This is a genomic window from Prauserella flavalba (assembly GCF_003202235.1).
GTDB classification, from domain to species: Bacteria; Actinomycetota; Actinomycetes; order Mycobacteriales; family Pseudonocardiaceae; genus Prauserella_A; species Prauserella_A flavalba.
Map to the genome: position 1 here is coordinate 1,258,120 of NZ_MASU01000005.1, position 25,668 is coordinate 1,283,787.

Genomic DNA, 25,668 nt, shown 5'->3' on the forward strand with positions numbered 1-25,668 from the left:
CGTCACTTCGGCGCGAGCTCGCGCTCCCGTTGTTCGTTCTCCCGCTGGAACTTCCGCACGAAGATGGTGACGGCGAGGATGTTCTGCGTCTTGCCGTAGACGATCGCCGGCACGATCGCCAGCGGGTTGAAGTACGTCGCGGCCAGCGCGGGCGCGATCGCCGCGTTCTCCACGCCGACCTCGAAGCTCGACGCGATCCGCTGCTCGCGGTTGAAGCCGAGGTACTTCGGCACCCAGTAGCCGAGCGTGAGCCCGGCGAGCCCTTGGACGACACACGCGATGAGCACGTACGGTAGCACGTTCAGGTTCTGGAGGATCGTCTCGGCGCCCTTGGAGATCGTGCCCATCAGCACGCACGCGAGCGACAGCACCGCGATCGGCCCGAGCACGGGCTTGATCCTCGTGACCAGCCGGGGAAGGAACGCCCCGACGAGGCTCGCGAGCACCACCGGCGCGAGCACGAACTGCACCAGGTCGACGAACATGCCCATCGTGTCGACGCTCGCCGTGCCGCCCACGAACAGCTTGATCAGCAGCGGCTGCAGGAACGGCGCGATGAGCACGTTGATCGTGGTGGCCGAGACAGACAGCGCGAGGTCGCCCTTGCCGAGCAGCGTCAGGCTGTTCGACGCCGCACCCGGTGGCGAGGTGCACAGCAGCATCATCCCGATGGCGAGGCTGTCGGCGATCGCCGGCTCCAGGAACAGCCGGAACACCACGAACGCGACGCAGTAGCCGGTCAGCGGCATGATGAGCCAGCGGATGAGCACGACGAGGGACACCACGCGCCCGTCCTTCGCCACCGCCTTCCAGTCCGCCGGCGTGATCTGCACGCCCATGACGGCCAGAGTGATCATCAGCACCACGGTGAAGTCGGTGCCGAAGAACGAGGTGCCGATCGTCGGGTGGTAGACGAACCCGAACGTCATCCCCAGCATGAGCAGCGTCGCCGAGCCGGCGGTGACGAAACCGCAGAGCCGCAACCACGTGGGATGACCGGGCGGAAGTTCCTTCTCCCGCACGTAGCCGAGGTACGCGAGGACGAGGCCGGTGACCCACAGCGCGACGTTGCCGATCAGCACGGCGGGCTGTTCGGCCAACGGCATCCCCACGAAGCCGGAGTGGACCAGCGGGACCAGGGCCCCGAGGACCAGGGCCACGTACGACGCGATCTTCATCGTCCGGCGGGTCGTCATCGCCATCGCATCCTCCTCGCGGCCGGCGCTGGCCGCCATCAAGCTCGTAATTTTCGAATAACGAAACTACGGTCGTTATCCGAATACATCATGCAGGCTCGCACGGACCTGTCAAGCGTCCCACCCCCTCGCGACGCTTGAGTAAGGACCGCTCGGGTGCTGTGACGTGCCCCGACGTTGACACTCATCGACGACCCGGCTTAGATTTGGAATCATCGAACATCATTCGTTATTCGAAACAACGGAGAGGGCTTCATGCAGAACGACCGGTTGCGGGTGGCGATCGTCGGCGGGGGCATCGGTGGCCTGGCGGCCGCGAACGCGCTGGTGCGACGCGACATCGACGTCACCGTCTACGAGCAGGCCCCCGCGCTCGGCGAGGTCGGCGCGGGCGTGCTGATCACGCCGAACAGCGTCCGGCAGCTGGCGAGGATGGGCCTCGGCGACGCGGTCGAGGAGCTCGGCGGCCGGATCGGCGACGGCTCCCGCTACTGCCGCCCCGACGGCACCAAGGTCGGCGCCATCCGCACCGCGGACTCGGAGGGCGCCCACGGCGTGTACGGGATGCACCGGGCGGACCTGCTCGGGGCCCTCGCGGACAGCCTGCCCGCCGGCGTGGTGCGCACCGGCCACCGCTGCGCCGGGTTCGATCAGGACGAGAAGTCCGCGCGGCTGCGGTTCGACAACGGCGCCACCGCCGAGGCCGATGTCGTCGTGGCGGCCGACGGCATCCACTCGGTGTTGCAGCGATACGTGGTCGAGCCCGCGTCGCCGGTCTACTCCGGACACGTCGCCTACCGGGGGCTGATCGCGTCCGAGGCGGTGCCGGGCTGGCCGACCGACGTGCACCTGGTGTGGATGGGCAGGCAGCAGCACTTCATGGTCTACCCGGTGCGCGGCGGAAGCCTGCTCAACTACGTCGGCTTCCTGCCCAGCGGGAACGCCGCCGAGGAGACGTGGTCGGGCAAGGGCGACCCGGACGCCCTGCGAACGGCCTTCGCGGGATGGGACCCGCTCATCGAGAACCTCCTGGCCAAGGTCGAGACCACCTACTGGTGGGGCCTGTTCGACCGGGAGCCGCTCCCGACCTGGACGGCGGGCAGGCTTACGCTGCTCGGCGACGCCGCGCACCCGATGCTGCCGCACCTCGGGCAGGGGGCCAACCAGTCCATCGAGGACGGAGTGGCGCTGGCCGTGTTGCTGGCGGGCAGCACCCGGGAGGACGCGCCACGCGCGCTGCGGTCCTACGAGGAGTTCCGTCGGCCCCGCACCGCGAAGGTGCAGGAGGGTGCCCGCGCGAACGGGCGCCGGTACGACTCGCAGTACACCGACCTGCGCCAGCGGGATGCGGAGATCGCGGCGTCGGGCGAGCTGCGCGCCTGGCTCTACGACCACGATGTCGAGCTCCGTGCACGGGAGTTCGCCGGCGCTTGAACAATTCGCCGGGTTTTCGTATAACGAAACCGTGGCGCGAACACGAGACAGCGAGGCAGCGGCGGAGACCGGGAGCACGCGGCAGCCGGAGGGCATGGCGGGACTGGCCAAGGGGCTGGCCATCGTCGAGGCCTTCACGGCGCAGCGGCCGCAGCTGACCGTCACGGACGCGGCGCGCGCGACCGGCATCACCCCCGCCGCCGCCCGCCGCTGCCTGCTGACGCTGCGCGAACTCGGCTACCTGCAGCAGGACGGAGGGTACTTCCGCCCCACACCGCGGATGATGCGGCTGGGCGCGGCGTACCTCGAAGCGGCGAGCCTGCCCACGCTGGCGCAGCCGTTCGTGCTCGCCGCCCGCGACGAGCTCGGCGAGTCGGTGTCGGTCGCGGTGTACGAGGACGGCGCGGCGCTGATCGTCGCGCGCGCGGAGGTCCAGCGCATCGTCAACACCGGAGTCCGGATGGGCGCGCAGCTGCCCGCCTACGCCTCGGCCTCGGGCCGCGTGCTGCTCGCCGGGCTGCCGGAGGCGGAGCTGGCGGCCTACCTCGAGTCGTGCACGCCGGTGCGGACCACGCCCAACACCCTGATGACCATCCCGGAGATCCGCAGCAGAATCGAGCTCGCCAAGACCGAGGGCGTGGCGTTCACCAACGAGGAACTGGAGCTGGGGGTGCGGTCGATGGCGGTGCCGGTGACCGACTCGGCGGGCACCATCCGCGCCGCGATGACCGCGAGCACCTTCACCGCCCGCGCCTCGATCGAGGAGATGCGGATCAAGTTCCTGCCGGTGCTCCGGGAGCAGGCCGAGGGGCTGGGCCGGATGCTCTGAACCAGCGAGAGAACGATCCGAGGGCCGGTCAGCGGGTGTCTCAGCCGCGGTGCCGGTGCGGGCGCGTCGTCCGGCGAACCACCCGACCTCCTCGAGGTCAGCACCGGCGACAGCCCGGAGCCCTCCCCCACGCCCAGCCCGCTGCGACCACGGCCACGCACCGACGACGCCCGCACAGGCGACCGGAACTCCACGCCGTCGGGCCCAGCGCCTTGGCACAACGACGGACCAGCGCCAGCTGACCAGCCACAGTGGACGTTGCCGAGGCGAAGGCGCACAGGCCCATGCCCATCAGCGGATAGACGTCGGCCAGATCGAGCGCGAGCGGCGCGAGAACGGCGAGCACGGCGAGGAGCACGACCACGCCGTAACGCCGCGCCAGCAGGCCGGAGTGCGGGCGCACGACGCGATCGCCACCCGATCCGTCCGCGGGGTACGGCGCCGCGCCGCCCCAGTATCGGCGACGGCCGGCGCGCGGCGTCACCCGCCGGTCTTGACCACGCGGAACCGCAGGTGCGTCGCGGAGGGGCCGACGATGGCGTCTGACCGTTCCAGCGTGACCGCCGAGCCGAGGGAGCCGAACAGCGGGGTTCCGGCGCCGAGCAGCAGCGGGACAATGTGGACGAAGACCTCGTCCACCAGTCCGAGCGGAAGTGCCTGCTGCATCACGGTCGCGCCGTGCAGGCCGACCACCTTGTCCCCGGCGGCCTCCTTGGCCAGCTCGATCGCTCTGGCCACGCCGTCGGTGACGAACGTGTACGCCGACGGGTACCGCTCGGCCGGCTCGTGGTGGGTGACCACGAAGATCGGGACGCCGGCCACCGGGCCGTTCTCGCCCCACATGTCCACGCACTTGTCGAACGACGTGCGGCCCATGATCACCGCACCGGTGTTGTCGAGGGCCTCCTGCATGATGGCCCGTTCGGCCTCGTCCGGGTTGCCGAAGATCCAGTCGTGCAGCGTGCCCGCGCCGTCGCCGAACGGGTTCTCGCGGCTGTCGTTGGGGCCGGTGACGTAGCCGTCGAGCGAGATCGACATGTCGGAGATCACGAGTGCCATGAGAGGTTCCTTTCCGCGTTTTCGGTGTCCGTCACCAACGCGTCGAACACCGGCACCGCCGATCGACACTCCCGGGGAAAGGACTCGAGGGGCCGGCCGGGGCCGGCCCCTCGGCACGCGGTCAGTCGCAGAGCGCGGCGTCCAGCACCTCGAAGGACCGCACCGCCGCCGCGTCGTAGAAGGTGTTGGTGACCACCGACGCGAAACGGCCGTCGTCGGTGACCGCCGTCGTCGACGTGTGCCCCGATTCCACGGCGCCGTTCTTGGCCCAGTACGTGCCGCCACACGACAACGGCACCTCGTTGATCCCGAGACCCATCGTGCCCATGCCTCCGTTCTGGGGCACGGTCCTGCGCAGCTCCGCGAGCGCGGCGTCCGACACGACCTCGCCGTCGAACAGCGCACGGAAGAACGTGGCCGAGTCCTCCAGGGTGGACTGCATCGCACCGGCAGCCGAGTACAGCGACGGCTCCAAGGCGGTGGTCGTGTCCACCCACAGGAAGAACGGCGGGATCCGGCCGCCCCGGTAGCCCGGCACGAACGGTTCGGCCAGCGCTCGCTCCCCCGGTGCGGGGAACGACGTGCCCTCCAGGCCGAGTGGCTCGATGATCCGTTCGGTGATCGCGTCGCCGACGTACTGCCCGGTGATCTCCTCGATCAGCATGCCGAGCACGTGGTAGCCGGCGTTCGAGTAGTGGACCGCCTCACCGGGCGCACCCACCGGGGGCTCGTCCATCGTGGCGCGGACCAGTTCCGCGAGCGCGTAGGTGCCGTCCGCATTGGCCCTGGCACCGTTGCCGAAACGCGCCAGCCCGCTGGTGTGCTGCAGCAGCTGACGGACGGTGATCGCGTTGCCGTCGTAGTTGCCGGTGACGACGCCAGGTAGGTACCGCTCGATCGGGGTGTCCAGTCCGACCAGTCCCTCGTCGACGAGCTGCAGCACCACCGCGGCCGTGAACGTCTTGGTCTGGCTTCCGTTGCGGAAGTGGTCCGTCGACGTGATCGGCCGGTCCGTGAAGATCCTCGCGGTCCCGGCCGTCAGCGTCCACGACCCGTCGGCGTCGCCGGCGTAGACCGCCGCGCCCGGGCCGCCGACCGTCGACTGGTACCGGTCGAGCACATCCTGTGTGGCCGCGTGCTCGTCGTGCGCCGCCGCCGCGGGCGTGACCGTCGCCGTGGCGGCCAGCGCGACGCCGCCCGCGAGTCCTGCGAGCCACCGACGGTTGGTTACCGTTGCCACGCGTCATCCTCCTCGGATCCACCGTCCGGCACCGCGCCGGACATGATCAACACGGTGGTCGTGGCGGGAGGGTCAGCGGAAGGGCGCGGGGCGGCCATCCCTGGCCGGTCGGTCTGACCAGCGCAAAAAGGGTTCAGCCGAGGGCCAGCAGGAGCCTCGCGCCCAGCTCGCCCAGCTCGCCCAGCTCGGCGGCGCTCGGCGCCCGCCGCCCGGTGCCCACCAGCAGCGCGTCCTCGTCCGGCCACGACCGTGGGAACGCGGCCCCGGCGATGCTCTCCAGCAGCTCGCGGGAGCGGGCGAGCCCCTCCGAGGGCGGGCCGGCCGCGTCCGGAAGGTGCGCGACGAGGTCGAGGTGGTGCAGCGTCCACTCCAGGACGTAGGCGCCGAGGTAGTCGCGCACGGTGAGCACCCCGTCCCGGGTGCCGACCCGCAGCTCCGGGTCGGCGAGTCCCGCCGCCCGCCCGGCGGCGGAGCCGACGTCGTCCAGGTGGAACTTGAGCAGCCACGGCTGCTCGTACGCGGCGGCGAGCCGCACGATCAGCGCGTCGAGCGGGTCCTCACCGGTCGGCGTTTCGACGACGTTCCAGTAGGTCACGGCGTCCCGCGTCGGTTCCGCGTCCTCGGGGGTGGCGAGGGTGATGAGGACGTCCTGGGCGTCGATGACGAGGTGGCACACCAGGTCGCGCACGAGCCAGCCGGCGCAGCCGGAGGGCCGGGCGAAGTCCTCGTCGGCGAGCCCCGCGACCGCCGCGCGCAGCGCCGCCCACGAGCGCGAGAAGAGATCCACGGCCGCAAGTTAGCAGCGCCTGGCGCGGGGCGGCGACCGGTTTCCCCGACTCGGCGTGATCCCGCGATGTACACAATCTCGTCGCTATCCACCGTAAGGCGCCAGGTATCCGCAGGACAAGGGTTGCCATGAGTCCGTTTCGCTCCTACTTTGTACACAACTTCGGAGGTGACCGATGACGCAAACCTCGGACCGGGTGTACGCGGACCTGCACCGCGAGATCCTCACCGGCGGTCGCGTGCCCGGCTCCCGGCTGAGGGAGGAGGAGATCGCCGAGACGTTCGGGGTGAGCCGCACACCGGTCCGGGAGGCGCTGCGCCGCCTGTCGGCCGACGGGCTGATCGAGCTGATCCCCCACCGAGGGGCGGAGGTCGTGCGCTGGGCCGCGGACGACATCGAGGAGCTGTTCGACCTGCGCTGCCTGCTGGAAGGCCACGCGGCCCGGCGAGCGGCCCAGCGCGGCGAGGTGGACCTGGAGCGGTTGCGCGAGCTCTGCGCACGCATGGAAGCGCATCTCGACGACACGGATCCGCGGGCCGCCGATGAGATCACGCGGCTGAACATGGAGTTCCACCGGACGATCCACCGCGCGGGCGGTCGGGCCCTGCCCGACCTGCTCACCCGCGTGATCGAGGTGCCGGTGGTGCGGCGCACCTTCGACGAGTACAGCGCCGAGGAGCTGCGGCGCAGCTTCGGCCAGCACCGCGAGCTCGTCAACGCGCTCGCGGCGGGCGACGGCGACTGGGCGGAAGCCGTGATGCGGTCCCACCTGCGGGCCGCACGCGCATCGTGGCGCACTCACCGGCGGCAGGCCGAACTTCCCACGGGACAGGAGCCGCGCACCCCCGAGACCGACAAGGACTGACCCGAGAACACCCGAGAACACCGCGACAGGAGCCGTGATGGACCGACGACGTTCCGAATCACCCTCGAGCACCGCCCTCCGGGAACCCATTCGCTCGCCGTGGCTGTGGGTCTCCCTCGTACTCGTGGTCCTGGCCGGAGTCCCGTTCTACCTGCCCACCGGCACGGTGGAACCGCTCATCGGCGGGGTGCCCTACTGGCTCGTCGTCTCGCTGGGAGCGACCCTCGCCTTCTCCGCGATCACGTGCTGGGCGTGCCTGCGCGCGTGGAACCTCGCCGAGCCCGAGGAGGAGGCCGCGGCCGGAGGGAGTGACTCGTGAACGGGCTGACCTTCGCGGGGACGGGCGGCGTTCTCGTCCTCATCGCGTACGCCGTCATCATGCTGGTGATCGGCTACTTCGCCGGGCGAGGCAAGTCGGACGAGGGCAAGACGAACCGGGGCTACTACCTCACGGGCGGCGGGCTCGGCTTCGTCGCTCTGCTGTTCACCCTGTACGCCACGCAGTACAGCGGCAACGCGATCGTCGGGTACGCGCCGACGGCCTACCGGGACGGATTCTCGTGGTGGCAGTCGGTACCGTTCATGATCGCGGTGATCGCGGTCTACCTGCTGTTCGCGCCACGCCTGTACGTCATCGCGAAGAAGCAGGGCTTCGTCACCCCCACCGACTGGATCCGCTACCGCTTCGGTTCGACGAAGCTCGCGGTGCTCGTCGCCGTGCTCATGCTGTGGGGGCTCGCCAACTACCTGCTCGAACAGCTCGTGGCGATGGGCCAGGGGATCGCCGGGCTCACCGGCGACACCGTGCCGTACCAGATCGGCGTGATCGCGTTCGTGCTCGTCATGCTGGCCTACTCGTGGACCGGTGGGATGCGGGCGGTCGCGCTGACCGACGTCATGCAGGGCATCGCCCTGCTGCTCGGAATCGGCGCCATGCTGTTCGGGGCGCTCTACCTGGTGGAAGGTGACCTCGCGGGCGTCACCCAGCACATCGCCCAGACCGAGCCGGAGAAGGCCGGGGTGCCGACGACGGAGGACTCGATCAACTGGTTCTCGATGATCCTGCTCATCGGGTTCGGCGCCGCGGTGTACCCGCACGCCATCCAGCGGATCTACGCCGCGCGCAGCGAGCGCACCCTCAAGCGCTCGCTCGCGATCATGGCGTGGATGCCGCTGGCGACCACCGGCGTGGTCTTCGTGGTCGGCATCATCGGCATCCAGCTGTTCCCGGGGCTGTCGACGGCCGACTCCGAGCAGCTCGTCGGCATGATCGCCAACGAGGTCGCCGGCGTCAACGTCGTCTTCTACGTGCTGATGATCCTGCTGTTCGGCGGCGTGGTCGCGGCCATCGTCTCCACGGCGGACTCGGCGCTGCTCGCCTTCTCCTCGATCGTGTCGAGGGACGTGTACGGCCGGTCGTTCGGCCGCACCGCCTCCGAGGGGAAACAGGTCCGGGTCGGGAAGGTCGCGGGCGTGGTGGCCGTCGGCGTGCTGCTGCTCATCGCGTGGAACCCGCCGGGGACACTGCTGAGCATCTTCGTGCTCAAGTTCGAGCTCATCGTGCAGCTCGCCCCGGTCTTCGTGCTCGGCCTGTACTGGAGGCGGATGACCGCGAACGCCGCCTTCTGGGGAATGCTGACCGGAGCGCTGACAGCGGGCTTCCTGTCCGTCGCGGACCTCGGCCCGTTCTACGGCGTACCCGGTGGCCTGGCGGGGCTGCTGCTGAACGTCGCGATCTGCGTGCTCGGCTCGCTCGCGTCGCGGCCGAGGGACCGCGCCGGGACGACGGACCCGTCCGTCCCTGCTGATTTTCGGGCGACGAGCGCCGATCCCGCGTGACCGCCCGGCCGGCCAAGGCCGAGCCGTATAGGTCGTTATACACGCCGCACCCCGGAGAGGCCCCCAAGGCCACCTTTGTTGCGCTCAACGCAACAAAGGTGGCCTTGGGGAACGCGTTCCCTTGTCACAGCAGGGCGTCGAGGGTGATCGGCAGGGAGCGAACACGGATACCCGTGGCGTGGTGCACGGCGTTGGCGATCGCCGCGGCCACACCCACCAGGCCGACCTCGCCGACTCCCTTCGTGCCCAGCGGCGAGGCCCGATCGGGTTCGCCGACGAACGTCACGTCCATCGCCGGGATGTCGGCGTGCACCGGCACCAGGTAGTCGCCGAAGGTCGCGTTGGCGATCCGCCCGCTGACGGGGTCGGTGATGGTGTCCTCGAACAGCGCCATGCCGATGCCGCCGATCGCACCGCCGATGATCTGGCTGCGGGCCGTTTTCTCGTTGAGGATCCGGCCCCCGTCGATCACCGTGGTCAGGCGGCTGACCCGCACCAGGCCGAGGTCCTCGTCGACCTTGACCTCCACGAAGTGCGCGCCGAACGCACCGGCGGGCGCCATGCCCAGTTCGGCCGGGCGAGCCGGCGTGCTGCTGCCGTCGGCGCTCAGCTCCCGCCTGCCGTGCCGCGCGAGGATCGCGTCGTAGGTCTCGCTCCGGTCCGCGTCGTCGCGCCTGCGGATCCCGCCGTCGGCGGCGAGTACGTCCTCGGGCGCGCTGCCGCGCAGCGGTGACGCGGGGTCGTCACGCACGAGGTCGAGGAACGCGTCGAGCAGCTTCGTGCACGCGTCGTGTACCGCGGAGCCGAGCGCGCCGGTGAGCCCGGAACCGCCCGCCTGCGGCGCCTTCGGCAGGTCCGAGTCGCCGAGTTCGAGACGCACCCGCTCCGGCGGAAGACCGAGCAGCCGGGCCGACAGCTGGGTCAGCACCGTGTACGTGCCGGTGCCGATGTCCATGCCCGAGCCGCCCACGACCGCGTGGCCGTCCGCCGTCACCGTCGCCCGCGCGAGGCTCGGCGCCTGGTACCAGGGGTAGCTGACGCCGGCCATCGCCTGCCCGACGAGCCAGTGACCGTCCCGCTGGGACCGGGGGCGCGCCGGACGCCGGGACCACCCGAACCGCTCGGCACCGACCGCGTAGCACTCGCGCAACGCGTTGCTCGTCCACGGCAGGCCCAGCGCCGGATGAACGTCGGCGACATTGCGCAGCCGCAGCTCCAGCGGATCGAGCTCAAGCGCCTGCGCGAGCTCGTCCATCGCCGACTCCAGCGCGAAACCGCCCTGCGCGTGGGCCGGCGCCCGCATCGACACGGGGGCCGGGACGTTCGCGCGCACCTGCTGGTCCCTGGTCAGCACGTTGGGGCAGGCGTAGGCCACGGCCGACCCGGCGGCGAACGGCTCGTAGTCGTCGTCCTCCGCGGCGAGCAGTGAGCGCCCGCGATGCTCGATCGCGAGGAGCCTGCCGTCGGCGGAGGCCCCGAGCCGCACGTGCTGGACGCCCTTGGGCCGGTGACCGACCGAGGTGAACATCTGCGGCCTGGTCAGCACGAGCTTGACGGGCCGCCGCAGCTCGCGGGCCGCGTGCACGGCCAGGATCACATGCGGCCAGGCGCGCAGGCCCGCGCCGAACCCGCCCCCGAGGTAGGGGCTGAGCACCCGCACCGACGTCTCCGGAACACCGAAGACGTGCGCGAGGGTCTCCCTCACCATCGACGGCCACTGGGTCGCGTCGTGCACGGTGAGCCGGTCGCCGTCCCATGCGGCCAGCGTGGAGAACAGACCGAGCGGGTTGTTGGTGTTGTCGGGTGTCGTGTAGGTCGCCTCGACCCGCACCGCGGACGCGGCGAGCCCGGCCTCGACGTCGCCCCGTTCGCTGTCGAGCCCCCACGGATCGTCGACCGTCGTCGCGCGCGGGTCGTCGAGGTCCAGCACCGGCTCGACGCTCGCGTACCCGACCCGGACCAGCCGTGCCGCCGCGGTCGCCTGCTCGCGGGTCTCGGCGACGACGAGCGCGACGTGCTGGCCGTGGTGCAGGATCCGGTCGTCGCGCAGCGGCGCGGGCGGCGACACCCCGAGGCCGGTCATCGGGCCCCTCGGCAGCGGCGGGACGTTGAGGTGGGTGAACACCGCCAGCACACCCGGGGCCGCCTCGGCCGCGCTCGTGTCGATGCCGGTGATCCGGCCCGCGGCGATCGTGCTCTGGACGAGCGCGCCGTGTGCCTGGCCGGGTGCGTCGAAGTCCGACGGATAACGCGCCTGCCCCGCGGTCTTGGCGGGGCCGTCCACCCGGTCCAGCGCCGGGCCGACGACCGGAAGCTCCCGGGCCGTGCTCATGGGGCCACCTCCGAGACGGTCGTCAGTTGCCGGACCAAGGTCCGTTTCGCCAGCTCGACCTTGAACTCGGTGCCCGGCACCGTCCACGCGCCCGTGACGGCCGCCTCGGCCGCCTCCCGGAAGACGGCGGGGCCCGGCGGGGCGTCGCGGAGCACCTCCTCGGCGGCCGCCGCGCGCCACGGTTTCGAGCCGACGCCGCCGAGCCCGATGCGCGCGTCGCGGATCATGCCGTTCTCGATGTCCAGCGCGACCGCGGCCGAGGTCAGGGCGAACTCGTAGGACACCCGGTCGCGCACCTTGAGGTAGCCGGAGCGCGTGGTCTCCGGCAGCCGCGGGATCTCGACCGCGGTGATCAGTTCGCCGTGGCCGAGGGTGTGCTCGACCTCGGGCCGGGTCCCCGCCTCGACGTAGAACTCCGTCAGCGGGACACTCCGGTCCCCCTCCGGGCCCTCGACGTGCACGACGGCATCGAGTGCGACCAGCGCCACCGCCACGTCGGAGGCGTGCAGGGCGATGCAGCGCTCGCTGACGCCGAGGATGGCGTGCATGCGCGCGGGTCCGGTGACGGCGGCGCAGCCGCTGCCCGGTGCGCGCTTGTTGCACGCGGCGACCCCGGGGTCGCGGAAGTAGCGGCAGCGCGTGCGCTGCAGGAGGTTCCCGCCGATGGTGGCCATGTTCCGCAGCTGCACGGAGGCACCGAGGAGCAACGCCTCCCGCACCAGCGGCAGCCTGCGCTCCACCGTCGGGTCGGCAGCCAGCTCCTCCATCGTCGTCAGCGCCCCGACGCGCAGCGCCGTGCCCTCGGTGAAAATGCCGCGCATCGGCAGGCGGGTGATGTCGACCAGCCGGGCGGGTTCGAGGACGCCGTCCTTCATCAGGTCCAGCTGGGTCGTGCCGCCCGCGAGGTACGCGGTCGCGGTGTCGCCCGCGTGCGCGGCCAGCGCGTCGGGGACGTCGAGCGGCCGGACGTACTCAAAGGTCCGCATCGACGCCTCCCCGCTGGGCGACGTCCCTGATCGCGGCCACGATGTTCGGGTAGGCGGCACACCGGCAGAGGTTGCCGCTCATGAACTCGCGGATGTCCTTGTCGGTCCGCGCGCGGTCCTCCCGCAGCAGCGCCACCGCGGACATGATCTGACCGGGTGTGCAGTAACCGCACTGGAAACCGTCGTGCCGGACGAACGCCTCCTGCATCGGATGCGGCCTGCCGTCGCGGGACAGGCCCTCGATCGTGGTCACCTCGCGGCCCTCGCACTGCGCGAGCAGGGTCAGGCACGCCAGCACGCGACGTCCGTCGACATGCACGGTGCACGCCCCGCACGCGCCCTGGTCGCAGCCTTTCTTGGTTCCGGTCAGCGCCAGGAGATCGCGCAGGGCGTCCAGCAACGTGACGCGGGTGTCGGCGGCGACCGACCGGGGTGTGCCGTTGACGGTGAACGCGGTGGTGGTTCCGGCGACGCCCGGATGCGAGTCCGGGGCCGCCGGGGGAACTTCCGGCGTGAAGGTCATGATTTTACTGTCGGATGCCGTCACCGGGCCCGACCCCGGGACGGTCCCTGGTCCGCCCCCGGGGTTCCCGGGCACGCGCGACGTCGACGCAAGATCCTTGTAAAACCGGCACTCCGCGTTCCGGCGCGCCGCCGTTAGGGTCGAGACATGTCCAGCGCCGTGCTCCTCGTCGTCCACGAGAACGCCGAGGTCCTGAGCGACGTCGAGCACGAGCTGCGCGAGCGCTACGCGCGCCACTACCGCATCGACACCGCGGCCTCGGCGCGGGAGGCGCGGGGCCGCCTCGACGAGCTCGCCGCGAACGGCGATGAGGTGGCTCTGGTCCTTTCCGGACAGTGGTTGTCCGGGATGACCGGTGGCGAGTTACTCGCTCACGCGCGTCGCCTCCATCCACACGCGAAACGCGGCCTGCTGATCGAATGGGGGCAGTGGGGCGACCGGGAGACGGGCGAGGCGATCTTCGACGCGATCGCGCGGGGCTGGATCGACCACTACCTGCTCCGGCCGATGGCGTCACCGGACGAGGTGTTCCACCAGGCGGTGTCGGGGCTGCTGCTGGAATGGTCGGAGGCGCGGCTGAGCTCGCCCTACACGATCCACGTGGTCGGCGAGTCCTGGTCCGGGCGGGCCTACGAGCTGCGTCAGGTGCTCGGCCGCTGCGCCATCCCGCACGCGTTCTGCCTCGCCGACTCCAGCGAGGGGCGCGCCCGCATCGCCGCCGCGGGCGGGCCCACCGAGCTGCCGATCGTCGTCTTCCCGAACGGCACGGTGCTGCGGAATCCCAGCGACGCAGACATCGCGCTGGCGGCGGGCTCGCCCGTGAACCCGGAACGCACGGAGTTCGACCTCGTGATCGTCGGGGCAGGGCCCGCGGGCCTGTCGGCGGCCATGTACGGCGCGTCGGAAGGCTTCAGCACCCTGGTGGTCGACGAAGGTGGGCTCGGTGGGCAGGCGACGTCGAGCTCGCTGATCCGCAACTACCTCGGCTTCCCCCGCGGCGTCAGCGGCCGCCGCCTCGCTCAGCGGGCCTACGACCAGGCGTGGGTGTTCGGGGCGAAGTTCGCGTTCATGCAGAAGGTGACCGGGTTGCGACGCGACGACGGCGAGCTGTCCGTCACCCTCTCCACCGGCGCCCGCGTACGGTCCCGCGCGGTGCTGCTCGCGACGGGCGCCAGCTACCACCGGCTCGGCATGCCGGCGCTGGAGGCGCTCAACGGCGCCGGGGTCTTCTACGGCGGGCCGACATCCGAGGCGCCCGCGATGTGCGGCCGGGACGTCTACGTACTCGGCGGAGGCAACTCGGCCGGGCAGGCCGCGCTGTACCTCGCGCGCTTCGCCCCGAGCGTCACGCTCGTGGTCCGCGGCCGGTCGCTGGGCGACGGGATGTCGCACTACCTCGTGCGCGAGGCGGAAGCGACACCGGGAGTGCGGATCCGGACGGGAACCGAGATCGTCGGCGGCGGAGGCAACGGCAGGCTGGAGCACCTCGTGCTCCGCGACCGGGGCACCGGCGGCGAGGAAACGGTCCACGCGGACGGTCTCTTCGTGCTCATCGGCGCACGCCCGCACACCGCATGGCTGCCGCCCGAGGTCGGCACCGACGCGCAGGGTTTCGTCCTCACGGGAAGCGACCTCGGTGACGGCACCTGGCCGCTGGACCGCGATCCGCTGCCGCTCGAGACGAGCCTGCCCGGTGTCTTCGCGGCCGGCGACGCGCGGCACGGTTCCGTCAAGCGGGTGGCCTCCGCGGTGGGCGAGGGTTCGGTGGCGATCCAGCTGCTGCACCGGATGTTCGCGGCCCACGAGCTACTCCCCCGCGGTCACGTCAGGGAGCCCGTCGCGCGGTGACGGCACGAGATCACCGATCTTCCTGACACACCGCGCCGCGTCCAGTAGCGTCCACTCGCGACGACGAGGGGGACACGTGACGTACCAGCAGGGCTGGGCACCGCAGCCGCGACCGCCGCAGTATCCGTACCCGCAACAGTGGCCTCCGCAGCCACCGGCACCGAAGGTCGCGCCCGCCGTGCTCGCCGGGGTGAGCGCGTGGCGCCTGCTCATCGTGGTCTTCGCGTTCACCGGCTTCGGCGCCGCGGTCGCCGAGGCGGGTCTCGACGGCGCCATGCCGGGCCTGTCCCAGCAGGCCAGCCTGCTCACCGGCGTGGCCTACCTCGGCCTGCTGGCGTACCCGCTGTTCACCGGCGGGCGCACGCACGAGCCGCGCTCACCGTGGCTGCGTGGCGCGCTCGCCGTGCTGCTGCTCCTCGTCGGGGTCACGTTCCTGACGCTCATGGAGGGCGACCTCGACGAGACGTGGTCGCTGTTCGAGCACCTGCTCACGCCGCTGGCCGTGCTCGCCGACTGGCTGTTCGCCGGGCGCAACCAGGCCGCGGTGCGCTGGTGGCACCCGCTGACGTGGGTGGCCTTCCCGCTGGCGTACCTGCTGTACTTTCTCGCCGCCGACGTCGGGCTGTACGGCGGCTTCCTCGACCCGCACGACAGCGACTTCCCGCTGACGGTCCTCGGGTTCCTCGGCGCCGTCGTCGCGGCGGGCTACCTGCTCTACGGCGCCGCCAAGCTGAAGGCCGCGGTCACGACCACGCCGCAGGGACCACCGCCGTACCCGCAACCCCCTGGCTATCCGCCGCGCTGAGCGCCACGGCCGGCGGCCGATCCCTCGGCGCGGCGAGGTGGTCCTCACCGAAGCCGAGCTTGACGGGGACACCGACGCCCCGGTAGCCGTCGACCCGCTGACCGCGGCCCGACCGCTGCCGCTCCTGCAGAGCCAGGAGGATGCCCGAGAACGACAGGGTCCCCGTCACCATGTCCACAATGGGCACTCCGACCCTGGACTTCGGAGTCAAGACGCCGACCTGCGCAGCTGCGCTCGGCGCGGTGGGCGGGTTCGCGCTGCTCGTCCCGCGCAAGCGGGCGTGCTGGGCGGCCGGCAAGCACGCGATCATCGGGACGATCAGCTCCAGCGTGCTGATCGTTCATCGCGTTCCCCGAGATCGTCCTCTGGATCCCGGACACGATGACCGCCGAGTGACCGGGGCTTACGGGATGCGGGTGAGCGCGGTGTCGATCACCTCCCGGCTGCTCACCAGCAGGGCCTGCGCCGCGGTGCGGCCGGTCGCGGCCAGGTAGGCGTCGACGAGCCGGTTGCCCGCGGCGTAACCGGCCCCGGTCGGCAACCCGACCGGGGTCCCGCCGTAGCGGACGGCCGTGGCGTCGCCGTGCACCCAGGCGGCGAAGTTCTCCATGCCGGTGACGCCGAGGCCGGAGACGACCTTGGCGAACACCGCGTCGTCGTGCAGCAGCGGCACCCCCATACGGGCATAGCCGAGCTCGTCGCCGTACAGCTGCCGCGCGAACGCGTCGGCCAGGCCCTCGGACACGATCTGCTCCCCCACCGTGACCGTGGCCGGGTTCCATTCCACGCCGCCGGGGGCGTAGCGCAGGTTGTGGTTCAGCTCGTGCACGGCCGTCGCCTCCAGCCGGGCCAGGTTCTCCGGGTACGGCCAGAAGTTCAGGAACAGGTAGCCGGACACGCTGCCGTTGGCCGTCATGCCCAGGGCGGGGCCCATGAAGTGGGCGTCACCGGGGTCGCCGAGCACGATCAACACGGTGAGGTCCGGCACCGTGATCCCGGGCGTCGCGGCGAGCTGCACGGCGATGGCGTCGCCGAGGGCCCGCTCGATCCGGCCCCAGGCATCGGCCTCGTGCAGTACCTCCAGGGCCTCCCGGCACCGGGCTTCGTCGCGGTCCAGCGGGAACCCCGAACCCGCCCGGTGCATCGCGACGAGGTCCACCTCGCCGGGGAAGTACCGGTACATCCCGGCCGCGGGCTCCAGCATGGCTCGCAGCAGCCCGGGCCGCTCGGGCGCGGGTGCCCGCAGGATGTCGCGCATGGCCCGGTAGGTCTCGAGGACTGTGATCGTCATGCCGTCGACGCTACGGTCTCCCCTCGCTGGAGACTCAAGCCGAGCGCGTGCGCGGTCGCCGTGCCGGTGAGACCCGCGACGGGACCCTCGTACAGGATCCGGCCGCCGTGCCTGCCCGGCCCCGGCCCGAGGTCGACGAGCCAGTCGGCGTGCCGGATGACGTCGAGGTTGTGCTCGATCACCACCACCGTGTGCCGGTGGTCCACGAGGTCGTCGAGCACGCCCAGCAGCGTGTCGACGTCGCTCAGGTGCAGCCCGGTGGTGGGCTCGTCGAGCACGTAGAGCGCCGGGCCGCCGGCGTCGCGCAGCTCCTTCGCGATCTTGACGCGCTGGCACTCGCCGCCGGACAGCGTGGTCAGGGGCTGGCCGAGCCGCAGGTACCTGAGGCCGACGCCGTCGAGGTGCCGCAGCGCCCTGGTGATCGCACGGTCGGAGAACCGGTGGATGGCCTCGGTGATCGTGAGGTCGTCGACGTCCGCGATGGACAGTCCGTCGACCCGGTACCGCAGCACCTCCTCCGTGAACCGACGCCCTCCGCACGTCTGGCACACCGTCTCCTGCCCGTCCAGGAACGCGAGGTCGGTGTAGATCACGCCGAGCCCGTCGCAGTCGGGGCAGGCACCCTCGGAGTTGGCGCTGAACAGCGCGGCGGGCACACCGTTGTGGCGGGCGAACAGCTTCCGGACGGCCGCGGCGATGCCGGTGTAGGTGACCGTTGTCGAGCGGCGGTTGGTGCTCACCGGTTTCTGGTCGATCACCACGGCGTCGTGCTGGGCGACGAGCTCGCCCGCGAGGCTGGACTTTCCCGACCCCGCGACGCCGGTGAGCACGGTCAGCACCCCGGCGGGGAGTTCGACGGACACGTTCCGCAGGTTGTTGCGCGTGGCCTCCCGGACCGTGATGCGCCCGCGGGGCGTGCGGGGCCGGTCCTTGACGGGCCTGCGGCGCGCCAGCGCGGCCGCGGTGGGCGTACCCGCCTCGCGCAGCCGCGCGAAGCTGCCCTGGAAGACGAGCCTGCCGCCTTCCTCCCCCGCGCCCGGGCCGATCTCCACGATCTGGTCGGCGATGGCCATCACGGCGGGGTCGTGCTCGACCACCAGCACGGTGTTTCCCTTGTCCCGCAACTGTTCCAGCAGCGTCGTCATGGCGGCGACGTCATGCGGGTGGAGGCCGACGGTGGGTTCGTCGAACACGTAGAGCATCTCGATCAGGCTGCTGCCGAGGTGCTTGACGGTCTTGATGCGCTGCGACTCGCCCCCGGACAGGCTCGTGGTGGCGCGGCCGAGGTGGAGGTAGCCGAGGCCGATGGTGACCATCGCGTCCAGCCGGTCCTTCAGCGCGGCGGCGACCGGGGCCACGCTCGGGTCGGTCACGTCCGGCACGAGCTCCGCGAGCTCGCCGACTTCCATGCGGGACAGCTCGCCGATCGTGCGGCCAAGCACCGTGGCGTTGCGGCTGGCCTCATTGAGCCGGTCGCCGCCGCAGGCGGGGCACACGGCGGAGCGGGTGAACCGGGCGAGCGTCTCCTTCTTGCGGTCGGACGGGTGGTCGGAGGTGTGCAGGTAGATCCGCTCGAAGCGCTCGACCACGCCCTCGTAGTCCTTCGGCGGCTTGGTGCCCAGGCGCGCGGCGTGCTCACCGCCGTACAGCAGCGCGTCCCGCTCGGCGGGTGTCCAGTCGCGCAGCGGCGTGCTCACGTCGAACGCGCCGATGTCGGCGTACTGCGAGTACCAGTAGCCGCCGTTTCCGAAGCCCGGCAACAGGATCGCACCGTCCTCGAGGGACCTGTCCAGGTCCACGAAGCGGTCGACCGCGCTGGTGACGACCTCGCCGAGGCCGGAGCACGTGGGGCACATGCCGGCCGGGTCGTTGAACGAGAAGTGGTTCGACTCGCCGACATGCGGCGTGCTCACGCGGGAGAACAGCAGCCGCAGGTACGTCCACGTGTCGGTGATGGTGCCGACGGTGGAGCGGGCGTTCCCGCCGAGCCGCCGCTGGTCGATCACCACCACCGGGGAGAGGCCGTCGATGTGGCCGACGTCGGGTCTGGTCCACTTCGGCAGCCGGTTGCGGGTGAATGGCGGGAAGGTCTCGGTGAGCTGGAAGCCGGCCTCGGCCGCGATCGTGTCGAACACCAGTGACGACTTGCCCGAACCGGACAGCCCCACGAACACCACCACCCGCCCGCGGGGCACGTCGATGTCGAGTGACCTCAGGTTGTTGGTCCGGGCTCCCCGGATCCGGAGGTAACGCTGCGCCATGCCCGCGACCGTACGACGAGATGTGGCCAGAAAATGTCCGCGATCAGGCCGACAATGGAGGCATGGCCGATGTGCTGCGACGCGTCCTCGCCCTGCTGGCGGTGCTGCAGACGGGCCGGGAGTTCCCGGGCGACGAGCTCGCGGCCCGGCTCGACGTCACCCCGCGCACGCTGCGGCGCGACGTCGACCGGCTCCGGGGCTACGGGTACCCGGTCGAGACGCGGCCGGGCCCTGGCGGCTACTACCGCCTCGCCGCGGGCCGTGCCATGCCGCCGCTGCTGCTGGACGACGACGAGGCCATCGCCACCCTCCTCGGCCTGGCGACGCTGGCCGCGATCGGCGACGCCGGCGAGGGCGGCATCGACGACGCGGCGACCCGCGCCTACGGCAAGGTCGACCAGTACCTGCCCAAGCGGCTCCGCCCCCGCGCGGCGGCCCTGCGCGCGAGCCTGGAGACCACGCCGATGCGCGCCCCGAGTACGAGCGCCGGGACGCTGAGCACGCTCGCCGGCGCGATCCACCACGAGCACGTCGTCACGTTCGACTACACCGCGGCGACGGGAGCCACCAGCACGCGCCGGGTCGAGCCGCACCGCCAGCTCCACCTGAACCTGCGGTGGTACCTGCTGGCGTGGGACACCGGCAGGGGCGACTGGCGGGTCTTCCGCACCGACCGCATCACGGACCTGCGCGAGCAGAGCGCGCGCTTCGCCCGCCGCCCGCTGCCCGCCGGAACCGGGATCGACTACCTCAGGCAGGGGCTCGCGAAAGACCGGCGCCGGGTGGTCCTGACCATCGACGCTCCGGTGACGGCGGTGGCCGACGCGTTCACGTACCAGGACGCCGAGCTCACCTCCGTCGACGGGGACCGCACGCGCGCCGAACTGCTGCTCGACTCCTGGCACTGGCTGCTGCCCGCCCTCGCGTCGCTCGACGCCGACTTCACCATCCACGAACCCGCCGAGTTCGCCGAGGCAGGCCGGCGCTTCGGTGCGCGGCTCCGGCAGTGAGCGCTTGACCTCCACCAAGGTCGAGGGTGAAGGCTGGGGCGCGGTTCGGCGATCGAGACGAGGGGTTGGCGCATGCGCGTGGTGCGGCTGCACGCCTACGGGGAAGCCGAGGAGCTGCGACTCGAGCACGCGCCCGACCCCGCGCCGGGCGAAGGACAGGTGCTGATCGACGTCGAGGCCGCGGGGGTGCACGTCATCGAGACCCGGCTGCGCCGGGGCGGCGCAGTCGGCCCGCACGAGCCGCCGCGGCTGCCGGTGGTGCTGGGCGGCGAGGTGGCCGGTGTCGTGGCCGCCGTCGGAGACGGCGTGGCGGGCGACTGGGTGGGCCGGCGGGTGCTGGCCGACGTCAACGGCGGCTACGCGGAGCGGGCCGTCGCCGACGTGGGCTCCCTGCGCGCGGTACCGGACGGCGTCGGTTCCGCGGTCGCCGTGGCGATGGACTCGACCGGCGCGACCACGCTGGGACTGCTCGACCAGGCCGCGCTCACGCCCGGCGACGTGCTCCTGGTGCTCTCGGCGGCGGGCGGCATCGGCGGGCTCGCGGTGCAGGCCGCCGTCCGCGCCGGCGTCACCGTCGTGGGTGCGGCCGGCGGGCCGGAGAAGGCCGCCCGCGTCAGCGCGCTCGGCGCCGCGTTCGCGGTGGACTACCGCGATCCGGGGTGGACCGACCGGGTCCGGGCCGCGCTCGGCGGCAGGCGGGTGAGCGTGGTGTTCGACGGCGTCGGCGGCACCACGGGCAGGCAGGCACTGGAGTTGCTCGGCCCCGGCGGGCGCATCCTGCTGTACGGCTGGTCGTCCGGGGAACCGACCCGGCTCGACACGGCCGACCTCATCGAGCGGCAGCTCGGCGCCACGTGGGCCCTCAACCCGCGCATGCTGGGGAACTGGGCCGAGCTGCGGGCGCGGGCGCTGCGGGAGGCCGCCGCCGACCGGCTGGTGCCGCTGATCAGCCGGTTCCCCCTCGAACAGGCGGCCAGGGCGCACGCCGCGCTGGAGGAGCGCACCGTCCAGGGCAAGGTGGTCCTGCTGCCGTGACGGCGGGACCCCGGCTACGGCAGGATGGAGCGCACGGCGTCTTCCGTGCGCGCCACCACCGTCGTCCCGTCGTCCGCGGTGATGATGGGCCGCTGGATGAGACCGGGGTTCGCCGCCAGCGCCTCCAGCCACCGGCCGCGCTGATCCGCGTCACGCGCCCACGAGGCGAGGCCCAGCTCCGCGGCGACGGGCTCGCCGAGGCGGGCGATGTCCCACGGCTCCAAGCCCAGGCGCGTCAGCACGGCGGCCAGCTCGTCCACTGTGGGCGGATCCTCCAGGTAGTGCCGCACCGTGTAGTCGGCTCCCTCGGCGTCCAGCAGCGACAGCGCGGAACGGCACTTGGAGCAGGCCGGGTTGATCCAGATTTCCATCGACGCGGATCCTTCGTGCGGGTTCGGTGCGGGGTCAAGGGATCCTAGCCGCGACCCGTCGTGCCGCGCGCCGCCCCCGTTCCCGCTCTTGCCTAGGTGAGCCTTACCTCATACAGTGAACTGACTGACGGTCAGTCGTACCGTCGTCGACCTGCGGAGGACCATGACCATCACCGAGGCCCGGCCGGCCACGCCACGGCCGGAACCCGCCAAGCAACCCTCGGCCGCCGACGCCGGGCTGGCCCGCACGGGCGCGCTGGCCCGGCTGCTCGCACCCGTGCGGGCGCACCTGCTGGGGTGCGCCGCGCTGTCCGCGCTCGCGACCGCATCCGGGTTCGTGCCCTACGCCGCGGTCGCCGAGATCGCCCGCCTCGCCCTCGCAGGCGGGTACTCCGCGACGGCGATCTGGACCTGGGTCGCCGTCGGCGCCGCCGGGGCGGGACTGCGCCTGCTGCTCGTCTTCGCGTCCTCCCGGCTCGGGCACTACGCCGACGCCCGGAGCCTGCACCATCTGCGCGTGCGGATGGTGCGACACCTCGGCTCGCTCCCGCTGGGCTGGTTCCGCGCCAACGGCTCGGCGTCGGTCAAGAAGCGGATGACCAACGACCTCGAGGAGATGCACCAGCTGATCGCGCACACGCTGGGCGAACTGGTGGGCGCCACGACCGCCGTGGTGGTCGGGCTGACCTACCTGGCCTTCGTGAACGTGCCGATGACGCTGGTCACCGCGGGGGCCCTGGCGCTGCTCGGGATCTGCTACCGGATCGCCATGCGCTCGATGACGCTGCACATGACCCGGCTCATCGCGGCCGAGTCGCGGATCAGCGCGGCGAGCGTCGAGTACGCCGACGGCATCGGCGTGGTCAAGGCGTTCGGCACCGGCGGGCGGGTGCTGGAGCGCTTCGGCGAGGCCGTCCGCGAGCAGGCCGCGGCGCTCGCGGCGTGGGCGGCCGAAACCCGGTACAGCACCGCCGCGGCGCGCGTGCTGGCCTCCGAGATGGCGCTGCTCGGCATCCTCGGCGCGACCGGCCTCGTGTTCGTCCACACCGGAGCACTGACCATGCCGGAGCTGCTGCCGTTCCTCATCGTCGGCGTGGGCCTGCCGACGTCGATCAATCCCGCCATCCACGGCACGCAGGCCCTGCGCAAGGGAAGGGTGTGCGCACAGCACATCGAGGCTCTGCTCGGCAGGGAGCCGCTGCCCGAGCCCGCCCGGCCGCTCAGCCCGCAGGGCTCGCGGCTGGAACTGGACCGGGTGACGTTCTCCTACGACGGCCGCACCGACGCCGTCAGCGACCTCAGCGCGGTATGCGAGCCGGGCACCATCACCGCGCTCGTGGGCCCCTCCGGCGCGGGCAAGTCCACAGTGGCCTCCCTGCTCCCACGGTTCTACGACGTCACCGGTGGCGCCATCCGCATCGGCGGGGTCGACGTTCGGGACATGTCCGCCGAAGCCCTGCTGTCGTCGATGTCGCTGGTGTTCCAGGACGTCATGCTCCTGCGCGACACGGTGACCGAGAACATCCGCATCGGCAGGCCCGGCGCCACGGACGACGAGGTGCGCGTGGCCGCGCGCGCCGCACACGTCCACGAGGTGATCGACCGGCTGCCGAACGGGTACGACACCGTGCTCGGTGACGGCGGCGGGCTCTCCGGCGGCGAACGTCAGCGGCTCACGATCGCGCGGGCGATCCTCTCCCGGGCACCGATCGTGGTGCTCGACGAGGCGACCGCGTCACTCGACCCGGACAGCGAGACGGCCGTCCACAGTGCACTGTCCCGGCTGATCGCGGGCAAAACCGTGATCGTCATCGCTCATCGCCTGCACACCATCGCCGGGGCCGACCAGATCCTCGTCCTCGAAAACGGGCGGCTGGCCGAGCGCGGCACCCACCACGAACTGATCGCCACCGGCGGCCGCTACGCCCGGATGTGGGCCGCCCAGCAGAACGGAGCACCGGCATGACCTACCACCGTCCCTTCGCGATACTGCCGCGCCTCCCCGGCGCCTCGCTCGCCGTGGTCGCCGGCACGAGGCCGGAATCGGTGCTGGACCGGCTCGCCTGCGGGCTCACCGTCGCCATCGCCGGGCCCGGCGACACGATCGTCGTCCTGCGCGACGGAAGCGTGGTGGAGGCAGGCCCGGCCGCCGACCTGATCGCCGCGGACGGCGTCTACGCGCGGCTCCGGCGCGCCTGGGCGGGGGCGGCCGCGTGATCCGGCACCTCTACCGGCTGGTCCCGCAGCCGCGCCTGCTGCTGCGACTGGGCGGGCTGAACGCCGTGCAGGCCGTACTGCAGGGACTGCTGCTCGGCTCCCTGATCCCGATCCTGGGTTCGCTGCTGCGGCCGGAGCCCGACTTCGCCGCCGCGGCACCGTGGCTGATCGCCGCCGCGGCCGGGCTCGCCGCCCACAGCGCGCTCACCGTCGCCGCCACGCCGGTCGGGTTCGCCGCCAGCTCCGACCTCGCCGGGCAGCTGCGGCAACGGCTGATCGACCACACCGCGACGCTGCCGCTGGGCTGGTTCACCCCCGAGAACAGGGCCCGCCTCGCGCGCGCCACCACCGCCGACGCCGCCAACATCGGCAACCTCGCCGTGAGTATCGGCGGGCCCGCGATCACCGCGACACTCACCCCGCTCACGATCATCGGCGTCACGACCGCGGTCGACTGGCGCGTCGCGCTGCTGTTCGCCGCGATCATGCCCTTCGCCCTGCTCGCGTTGCGCCGCGCGGGGCGGATCGCGTCCATCGCGGACGTCGAGCTGGAGCGGGCGGCCGCGGACATCGCGGGCCGCGCGATCGAGCTCGGGCAGGCCCAGCCGGTGCTCAGGGCCGCGGGCCAGGGCGCCACCGGCACGGTGCGGCTGCGCGCCGCGCTCGACGAGCACCGCACCGTGTACCGGCAGGGGCTGCGGCGCTCCACGGTTCCCGACCTCACCTACACCGCCGTGGTCATGGCGGGCTTCGTCGCGATCCTCGTCCTCAGCGCGCTCCTCCTGCTCGATGGCACGCTCGGCGTCGCCGACGTGGTCGCCGTCCTGGTGCTCGCCGTCCGGTTCCTCGAACCGCTCGGCAACCTGGTCGAGCTGATCGGCGCCCTGCACGCCATGGACAACGCCGTCGGCAGGGTCGGGGCGCTGCTCGCCACTCCCCCGCTGCCCGAGCCCGCCGAGCCGGTGACCACGGCGCCCGGCACGTCGGTCGAGCTGGCCGGCGTCACGTTCACCTACCCCGGCGGCACCAGGCCCGCGCTCAGCGGTGTGTCGTTCACGTGCCCGCCGGGCAGCACCACGGCGCTCATCGGCCCTTCCGGCTCGGGCAAGACCACGGTGACCCGGCTGATCGCCCGGTTCTTCGACACCGGCGAGGGCGCGATCCGCATCGGCGGCGTCGACGTGCGCGAGCTCGACCAGCGGACGCTGCTGGACTCGATCGCCGTGGTGTTCCAGGACGTCTACCTCTTCGACGACACCATCGAGGAGAACCTGCGAATCGCCAGGCCCGGCGCCACCGAAGAGGAGCTCGTCGAGGCGGCACGTGCCGCGCGCCTCGACGAGGTGATCGACCGCCTGCCCGAGGGCTGGCACACCAGGGTCGGGGAAGGCGGGTCGCGCCTCTCCGGCGGCGAGCGCCAGCGCGTGTCGATCGCCCGCGCGTTCCTGAAGCGGGCCGGCATCGTGCTCATCGACGAAGCCGGGTCCGCGCTCGACCCCGAGAACGAGCGAGCCGTCAGCCAGGCCATCGCGCGGCTCGCCGCCGACCGCACCCGCACCGTGCTCGTCATCGCCCACCGGCCCGCAACCCTCGACGCGGCCGACCACGTTGTCGCGCTCGACGACGGGCACGTCGCCGAGGCGGGCCCGCCCGCGCGGCTGCGGACCACCGGAGGGCTGTTCGCCCGCCTCTACCGGCAGTACGACCACGCTCGCTCCTGGCGGCTGGAGGTGAGCTGAG

General features: G+C 72.1%; 24 protein-coding genes. 12 read left to right on the forward strand and 12 right to left on the reverse strand.

Annotation, left to right across the window (positions count from 1 at the left end):
- Window positions 1–2: 2 nt before the first annotated feature.
- Window positions 3–1,202 carry a bile acid:sodium symporter family protein gene (locus BA062_RS13495; RefSeq protein ID WP_168213941.1) on the reverse strand — a complete coding sequence of 400 codons (1,200 nt, stop codon included), beginning with the start codon at window positions 1,200–1,202 and terminating at the stop codon, window positions 3–5.
- Window positions 1,203–1,451: 249 nt separating this feature from the next.
- Here BA062_RS13495 and BA062_RS13500 point away from each other — a divergent pair, with 249 nt between their 5' ends.
- Both BA062_RS13500 and BA062_RS13505 read left to right on the forward strand, forming a co-directional pair.
- Complete coding sequence (locus tag BA062_RS13500) at window positions 1,452–2,630, forward strand: FAD-dependent monooxygenase (RefSeq protein ID WP_168213942.1); 1,179 nt, start codon at window positions 1,452–1,454, stop codon at window positions 2,628–2,630.
- Window positions 2,631–2,661: 31 nt separating this feature from the next.
- Complete coding sequence (locus BA062_RS13505; protein ID WP_245959806.1) at window positions 2,662–3,459, forward strand: IclR family transcriptional regulator domain-containing protein; 798 nt, start codon at window positions 2,662–2,664, stop codon at window positions 3,457–3,459.
- A gap of 97 nt (window positions 3,460–3,556) precedes the next feature.
- Here the strand turns inward: BA062_RS13505 and BA062_RS13510 are convergent, their stop codons facing one another.
- The 4 genes from BA062_RS13510 to BA062_RS13525 all read right to left on the reverse strand — a co-directional run bounded on the left by BA062_RS13510 (window position 3,557) and on the right by BA062_RS13525 (window position 6,545).
- Complete coding sequence (locus BA062_RS13510; protein WP_110336391.1) at window positions 3,557–3,862, reverse strand: hypothetical protein; 306 nt, start codon at window positions 3,860–3,862, stop codon at window positions 3,557–3,559.
- Window positions 3,863–3,939: 77 nt separating this feature from the next.
- Window positions 3,940–4,518 (reverse strand): dihydrofolate reductase family protein, encoded by a 579-nt coding sequence (locus BA062_RS13515; protein ID WP_110336392.1) that lies wholly within the window; start codon window positions 4,516–4,518, stop codon window positions 3,940–3,942.
- Between the two features lie 121 nt (window positions 4,519–4,639).
- Window positions 4,640–5,758: a serine hydrolase domain-containing protein gene (locus tag BA062_RS13520; RefSeq protein ID WP_110336393.1), complete on the reverse strand. Its 1,119-nt coding sequence runs from the start codon at window positions 5,756–5,758 to the stop codon at window positions 4,640–4,642.
- A 133-nt stretch (window positions 5,759–5,891) separates the two neighbouring features.
- Window positions 5,892–6,545 (reverse strand): maleylpyruvate isomerase N-terminal domain-containing protein, encoded by a 654-nt coding sequence (locus tag BA062_RS13525; RefSeq protein WP_110336394.1) that lies wholly within the window; start codon window positions 6,543–6,545, stop codon window positions 5,892–5,894.
- 175 nt (window positions 6,546–6,720) lie between these two features.
- Here BA062_RS13525 and BA062_RS13530 point away from each other — a divergent pair, with 175 nt between their 5' ends.
- Genes BA062_RS13530 through BA062_RS13540 form a run of 3 tightly spaced genes read left to right on the forward strand, consistent with a single transcriptional unit; the run spans window position 6,721 to window position 9,249 of the window.
- Entirely contained in the window at window positions 6,721–7,410 is a 690-nt protein-coding gene (locus tag BA062_RS13530; RefSeq protein WP_110336395.1) for a GntR family transcriptional regulator, read from the forward strand.
- Window positions 7,411–7,447: 37 nt separating this feature from the next.
- Entirely contained in the window at window positions 7,448–7,729 is a 282-nt protein-coding gene (locus BA062_RS13535; RefSeq protein ID WP_110336396.1) for a hypothetical protein, read from the forward strand.
- Window positions 7,726–9,249: a sodium:solute symporter family protein gene (locus tag BA062_RS13540; protein WP_110336397.1), complete on the forward strand. Its 1,524-nt coding sequence runs from the start codon at window positions 7,726–7,728 to the stop codon at window positions 9,247–9,249. Before BA062_RS13535 ends, BA062_RS13540 begins: the two co-directional genes overlap by 4 nt.
- 124 nt (window positions 9,250–9,373) lie before the next feature.
- On the opposite strand, the gene BA062_RS13545 is transcribed toward BA062_RS13540, so the two are convergent.
- From BA062_RS13545 to BA062_RS13555, 3 genes are read right to left on the reverse strand one after another with little or no spacing between them, the layout of a single operon-like run.
- Window positions 9,374–11,581, reverse strand: coding sequence for a xanthine dehydrogenase family protein molybdopterin-binding subunit (locus BA062_RS13545; RefSeq protein ID WP_110336398.1), 2,208 nt, complete (start codon window positions 11,579–11,581; stop codon window positions 9,374–9,376).
- Complete coding sequence (locus tag BA062_RS13550; protein WP_110336399.1) at window positions 11,578–12,567, reverse strand: FAD binding domain-containing protein; 990 nt, start codon at window positions 12,565–12,567, stop codon at window positions 11,578–11,580. Before BA062_RS13550 ends, BA062_RS13545 begins: the two co-directional genes overlap by 4 nt.
- Window positions 12,554–13,090 (reverse strand): (2Fe-2S)-binding protein, encoded by a 537-nt coding sequence (locus BA062_RS13555; RefSeq protein ID WP_110336400.1) that lies wholly within the window; start codon window positions 13,088–13,090, stop codon window positions 12,554–12,556. The genes BA062_RS13550 and BA062_RS13555 overlap by 14 nt, the downstream gene beginning before the upstream one ends.
- 147 nt (window positions 13,091–13,237) lie before the next feature.
- Between BA062_RS13555 and BA062_RS13560 the strand changes: the two genes are divergently transcribed.
- Window positions 13,238–14,938 (forward strand): NAD(P)/FAD-dependent oxidoreductase, encoded by a 1,701-nt coding sequence (locus BA062_RS13560; protein ID WP_110336401.1) that lies wholly within the window; start codon window positions 13,238–13,240, stop codon window positions 14,936–14,938.
- Window positions 14,939–15,014: 76 nt separating this feature from the next.
- Window positions 15,015–15,743: a hypothetical protein gene (locus tag BA062_RS13565; protein WP_245959807.1), complete on the forward strand. Its 729-nt coding sequence runs from the start codon at window positions 15,015–15,017 to the stop codon at window positions 15,741–15,743.
- Here the strand turns inward: BA062_RS13565 and BA062_RS40980 are convergent.
- The 3 genes from BA062_RS40980 to BA062_RS13580 form a co-directional block, all read right to left on the reverse strand.
- Window positions 15,682–16,053, reverse strand: a complete 372-nt coding sequence (locus BA062_RS40980) for a CoA transferase (protein WP_281271638.1) — start codon at window positions 16,051–16,053, stop codon at window positions 15,682–15,684. The two genes, BA062_RS13565 and BA062_RS40980, sit on opposite strands and share 62 nt — an antisense overlap.
- A 93-nt stretch (window positions 16,054–16,146) precedes the next feature.
- Window positions 16,147–17,034, reverse strand: coding sequence for a DUF2268 domain-containing putative Zn-dependent protease (locus BA062_RS13575; RefSeq protein WP_110336402.1), 888 nt, complete (start codon window positions 17,032–17,034; stop codon window positions 16,147–16,149).
- Window positions 17,031–19,295, reverse strand: a complete 2,265-nt coding sequence (locus BA062_RS13580) for an ATP-binding cassette domain-containing protein (RefSeq protein ID WP_110336403.1) — start codon at window positions 19,293–19,295, stop codon at window positions 17,031–17,033. Before BA062_RS13580 ends, BA062_RS13575 begins: the two co-directional genes overlap by 4 nt.
- Before the next feature lie 62 nt (window positions 19,296–19,357).
- Here BA062_RS13580 and BA062_RS13585 point away from each other — a divergent pair, with 62 nt between their 5' ends.
- Together BA062_RS13585 and BA062_RS13590 are read left to right on the forward strand one after the other, a co-directional pair.
- Window positions 19,358–20,305 carry a helix-turn-helix transcriptional regulator gene (locus BA062_RS13585; protein ID WP_110336404.1) on the forward strand — a complete coding sequence of 316 codons (948 nt, stop codon included), beginning with the start codon at window positions 19,358–19,360 and terminating at the stop codon, window positions 20,303–20,305.
- A 72-nt stretch (window positions 20,306–20,377) separates the two neighbouring features.
- A complete protein-coding gene (locus BA062_RS13590) occupies window positions 20,378–21,340 on the forward strand; it encodes a zinc-binding dehydrogenase (protein WP_110336405.1) in 963 nt (320 codons plus the stop codon).
- A gap of 14 nt (window positions 21,341–21,354) precedes the next feature.
- On the opposite strand, the gene BA062_RS13595 is transcribed toward BA062_RS13590, so the two are convergent.
- Window positions 21,355–21,711, reverse strand: a complete 357-nt coding sequence (locus BA062_RS13595) for an ArsC/Spx/MgsR family protein (protein WP_110336406.1) — start codon at window positions 21,709–21,711, stop codon at window positions 21,355–21,357.
- A 163-nt stretch (window positions 21,712–21,874) separates the two neighbouring features.
- On the opposite strand from BA062_RS13595, the gene BA062_RS13600 reads away from it, so the two are divergent.
- The 3 genes from BA062_RS13600 to BA062_RS13610 are packed head-to-tail and all read left to right on the forward strand — an operon-like array spanning window position 21,875 to window position 25,667.
- Complete coding sequence (locus BA062_RS13600) at window positions 21,875–23,677, forward strand: ABC transporter ATP-binding protein (RefSeq protein WP_110336407.1); 1,803 nt, start codon at window positions 21,875–21,877, stop codon at window positions 23,675–23,677.
- Window positions 23,674–23,928 carry a hypothetical protein gene (locus BA062_RS13605; RefSeq protein ID WP_110336408.1) on the forward strand — a complete coding sequence of 85 codons (255 nt, stop codon included), beginning with the start codon at window positions 23,674–23,676 and terminating at the stop codon, window positions 23,926–23,928. Before BA062_RS13600 ends, BA062_RS13605 begins: the two co-directional genes overlap by 4 nt.
- Window positions 23,925–25,667: an ABC transporter ATP-binding protein gene (locus tag BA062_RS13610; protein ID WP_110336409.1), complete on the forward strand. Its 1,743-nt coding sequence runs from the start codon at window positions 23,925–23,927 to the stop codon at window positions 25,665–25,667. The genes BA062_RS13605 and BA062_RS13610 overlap by 4 nt, the downstream gene beginning before the upstream one ends.
- Window position 25,668 lies beyond the last annotated feature (1 nt).

Excerpts from the sequence above, each read along its gene's own strand:
- BA062_RS13580 (WP_110336403.1), bottom strand. The coding sequence starts at position 19,295 with ATGGCGCAGCGTTACCTCCGGATCCGGGGAGCCCGGACCAACAACCTG.
- BA062_RS13530 (WP_110336395.1), top strand. The coding sequence starts at position 6,721 with ATGACGCAAACCTCGGACCGGGTGTACGCGGACCTGCACCGCGAGATC.
- BA062_RS13550 (WP_110336399.1), bottom strand. The coding sequence starts at position 12,567 with ATGCGGACCTTTGAGTACGTCCGGCCGCTCGACGTCCCCGACGCGCTG.
- BA062_RS40980 (WP_281271638.1), bottom strand. The coding sequence starts at position 16,053 with ATGATCGCGTGCTTGCCGGCCGCCCAGCACGCCCGCTTGCGCGGGACG.
- BA062_RS13545 (WP_110336398.1), bottom strand. The coding sequence starts at position 11,581 with ATGAGCACGGCCCGGGAGCTTCCGGTCGTCGGCCCGGCGCTGGACCGG.
- BA062_RS13555 (WP_110336400.1), bottom strand. The coding sequence starts at position 13,090 with ATGACCTTCACGCCGGAAGTTCCCCCGGCGGCCCCGGACTCGCATCCG.
- BA062_RS13535 (WP_110336396.1), top strand. The coding sequence starts at position 7,448 with ATGGACCGACGACGTTCCGAATCACCCTCGAGCACCGCCCTCCGGGAA.
- BA062_RS13600 (WP_110336407.1), top strand. The coding sequence starts at position 21,875 with ATGACCATCACCGAGGCCCGGCCGGCCACGCCACGGCCGGAACCCGCC.
- BA062_RS13495 (WP_168213941.1), bottom strand. The coding sequence starts at position 1,202 with ATGGCGATGACGACCCGCCGGACGATGAAGATCGCGTCGTACGTGGCC.
- BA062_RS13560 (WP_110336401.1), top strand. The coding sequence starts at position 13,238 with ATGTCCAGCGCCGTGCTCCTCGTCGTCCACGAGAACGCCGAGGTCCTG.
- BA062_RS13595 (WP_110336406.1), bottom strand. The coding sequence starts at position 21,711 with ATGGAAATCTGGATCAACCCGGCCTGCTCCAAGTGCCGTTCCGCGCTG.
- BA062_RS13590 (WP_110336405.1), top strand. The coding sequence starts at position 20,378 with ATGCGCGTGGTGCGGCTGCACGCCTACGGGGAAGCCGAGGAGCTGCGA.
- BA062_RS13585 (WP_110336404.1), top strand. The coding sequence starts at position 19,358 with ATGGCCGATGTGCTGCGACGCGTCCTCGCCCTGCTGGCGGTGCTGCAG.
- BA062_RS13500 (WP_168213942.1), top strand. The coding sequence starts at position 1,452 with ATGCAGAACGACCGGTTGCGGGTGGCGATCGTCGGCGGGGGCATCGGT.
- BA062_RS13515 (WP_110336392.1), bottom strand. The coding sequence starts at position 4,518 with ATGGCACTCGTGATCTCCGACATGTCGATCTCGCTCGACGGCTACGTC.
- BA062_RS13575 (WP_110336402.1), bottom strand. The coding sequence starts at position 17,034 with ATGACGATCACAGTCCTCGAGACCTACCGGGCCATGCGCGACATCCTG.
- BA062_RS13605 (WP_110336408.1), top strand. The coding sequence starts at position 23,674 with ATGACCTACCACCGTCCCTTCGCGATACTGCCGCGCCTCCCCGGCGCC.